The 2,727-nt window shown below is 51.3% G+C and carries 2 protein-coding genes and 2 pseudogenes; all 4 read right to left on the bottom strand.

The features are described from left to right. A partial coding sequence (locus ACTHUT_RS17395) for a sugar phosphate nucleotidyltransferase (RefSeq protein ID WP_440419200.1) occupies window positions 1-228 on the bottom strand: 228 nt, incomplete at its 3' end. Window positions 229-301: 73 nt separating this feature from the next. Continuing rightward, on the bottom strand, window positions 302-1,369 hold the full coding sequence (gene rfbB / locus ACTHUT_RS17390) for a dTDP-glucose 4,6-dehydratase (RefSeq protein WP_250601538.1): 1,068 nt from the start codon (window positions 1,367-1,369) through the stop codon (window positions 302-304). Between the two features lie 115 nt (window positions 1,370-1,484). After that, window positions 1,485-2,408: pseudogene (gene galE, locus ACTHUT_RS17385) on the bottom strand (UDP-glucose 4-epimerase GalE); the annotation flags it as partial. A 25-nt stretch (window positions 2,409-2,433) separates the two neighbouring features. Next, window positions 2,434-2,727, bottom strand: a pseudogene (locus tag ACTHUT_RS17380) (integrase core domain-containing protein); the annotation flags it as partial.

Genomic DNA, 2,727 nt, shown 5'->3' with positions numbered 1-2,727 from the left:
GCTGATGGAGATGCCGAAATCGCTGCCGTCACCGAGCAGTCGTCTGAAAGAGGGATTGTCTTCGGGCGTGGTAATCACCAAAATATCGCGGATTCCTGCCAGCATCAATACGGACAGGGGATAGTAAATCATGGGCTTGTCGTACACGGGCAGCAGCTGTTTGGATACGCCGCGCGTGATGGGGTAGAGGCGTGTGCCACTGCCGCCGGCAAGGATGATGCCTTTCATGGGTTTTCTCCTGAGTAGTGTGTGTTTGCGTGATTTTCAGACGGCCTAATATGGGAACAGGCCGTCTGAAAACTTATTTTCCGGTACCTAAACGCTCTAAACGATAGCTGCCGTTCAATACGTTTTGCCACCAAGTTTTGTTGTCCAAATACCATTGCACCGTTTTGCGGATGCCGGATTCGAATGTTTCCTGAGGTTTCCAGCCCAGCTCCCTGCCGATTTTGGCAGCATCGATGGCGTAGCGCACGTCATGGCCGGGGCGGTCTTGTACGAAAGTAATCAAATCTTCATAACGTGCCACACCCGCCGGTTTTTCAGGAACAAGCTCTTCCAGCAGGGCGCAGATGGTTTTGACGACTTCAATATTGGCTTTTTCATTGTGGCCGCCAATATTGTAGGTTTCGCCGACAACACCTTCGGTAACAACCTGATACAGCGCGCGCGCGTGGTCTTCGACAAACAGCCAGTCGCGGATTTGCATACCGTCGCCGTAAACGGGCAGCGGTTTGCCGTCAAGCGCGTTCAGAATCATCAGCGGAATGAGTTTTTCCGGGAAATGGTAAGGGCCGTAGTTGTTGGAGCAGTTGGTTACGATGGTCGGCAAACCGTAAGTACGCAACCATGCGCGGACGAGGTGGTCGCTGGATGCTTTGGAGGCAGAGTAGGGGCTGGACGGCGCGTATGGTGTGGTCTCAGTAAACAAATCGTCTGTGCCGTGTAAATCGCCATAGACTTCATCGGTAGAAATATGGTGGAAGCGGGAAGCTTCGCGTTTTTCAGACGGCATCCGTTGCCAGTAGGCACGTGCGGCTTCAAGCAGGTTGAACGTGCCGACGATGTTAGTTTGGATAAACTCGCCTGCGGAATCGATCGAGCGGTCGACATGACTTTCCGCCGCCAAGTGCATCACGGCATCGGGCTGGTGTTGTGCGAATACGCGGTCAAGTTCGGCGCGGTTGCAAATATCCACTTGCTCAAAAGCATAGCGAGGATTATTGGCTACCTCGGTCAGAGATTCCAAATTGCCGGCATAAGTCAGCTTATCGACATTGACGACGGAGTCTTGGGTGTTTTGGATAATATGACGGACAACGGCAGAGCCGATAAAGCCCGCGCCGCCGGTAATAAGGATTTTCTTCATAAGTTTCAGAGGATAGCCAAAAAATATGAACGGATTATAGCAGACAGAATATGTGTTTTTCAGATAAAGAGGCCGTCTGAAAACATCTCTTTCAGACGGCCTGTATCAGGTCAACTTAATTGTCGTAGCCATTTGGGTTGTTGCTGACCCAACGCCATGAGTCTTCCATCATCTGCGCCAAATCACGCTTGGTTTCCCAGCCGGTTTGCGCTTTGGTGTAGGCAGGGTCGGCATAGAAACAGACCAAATCGCCATCACGACGCGGTTTGATTTGGAAAGGAATGGTCAAGCCGGAGGCCGCTTCAAAGGCACGGATGATTTCTAATACCGAATAAGCACGTCCCGAACCCAAATTAAACAGATGTACGCCCGAAACATCGCTTTTCGCTTGCATCGCCGCCACATGGCCTTCCGCCAAATCCATCACATGGATATAGTCGCGCATACCTGTACCGTCTGAGGTGGGGTAGTCATCGCCAAAAACCGACAACTGCGGCAGCTTGCCTGAAGCCACTTGGCGGATATAAGGCAGCAGATTATTTGGGATGCCGTTTGGCTGCTCGCCGATCAAACCACTTTCATGCGCACCGATAGGGTTGAAATAGCGCAACAAAATCACGCTCCAACGCGGATCGGCCTTTTGGATATCCGTCAAAATGCGCTCCACCATAGACTTCGACGTGCCGTAAGGGCTGGTCGTATCTCCCGGTTGCATATCTTCCGTATAAGGCACTTTACCCGGATCGCCGTAAACCGTAGCCGATTAGCTGAACACAATCTTAAATACGCCGGCACGCGCCATTTCTTCTGCCAATACCAAGCTGCCCGACACATTGTTGTCATAGTATTTCATTGGTTCGGCTACGCTTTCGCCGACTGCCTTTAAGCCAGCAAAATGGATCACCGATTCGATTTTGTGTTCGGCAAAAATGCGCTGCAACACCGTACGGTCGCGGATGTCGTCTTGGTAAAACGGAATGTCTTTTCCGGTAATTTGTTTCAGGCGCGGCAGAATATGGATGCTGGAATTGCACAAATTGAGACCTTTGCAAAATTCCCCAAATGTAGGAAAACGTTGCGTTGTTTACACCACAGGTTGAGAATGAAGCCTGCAAGACCTCAAACGGCGTATCGCCGTTCAAACTGCGGTGCGGCTTCACAGTGTTATAGAAATTAACAAAGCGGCACAACTCCTTTCGCCGGTGTTCCGGACTGTCAAACAACTGTTTCTCATGCCACATCTCCATCAGGGTGCGGATAACCCGTTCCGCCTTACCGTTGGTCTGCGGACGGGCAACCCGGGTAAACTTTTGACCAATCCCGTTCTCATAACAGGCTACACCGAAAGCATGGTTGGC

It is taken from the genome of Neisseria sp. P0022.S010 (assembly GCF_051956635.1).
This window is presented reverse-complemented; position numbering and strand designations above follow the sequence as displayed.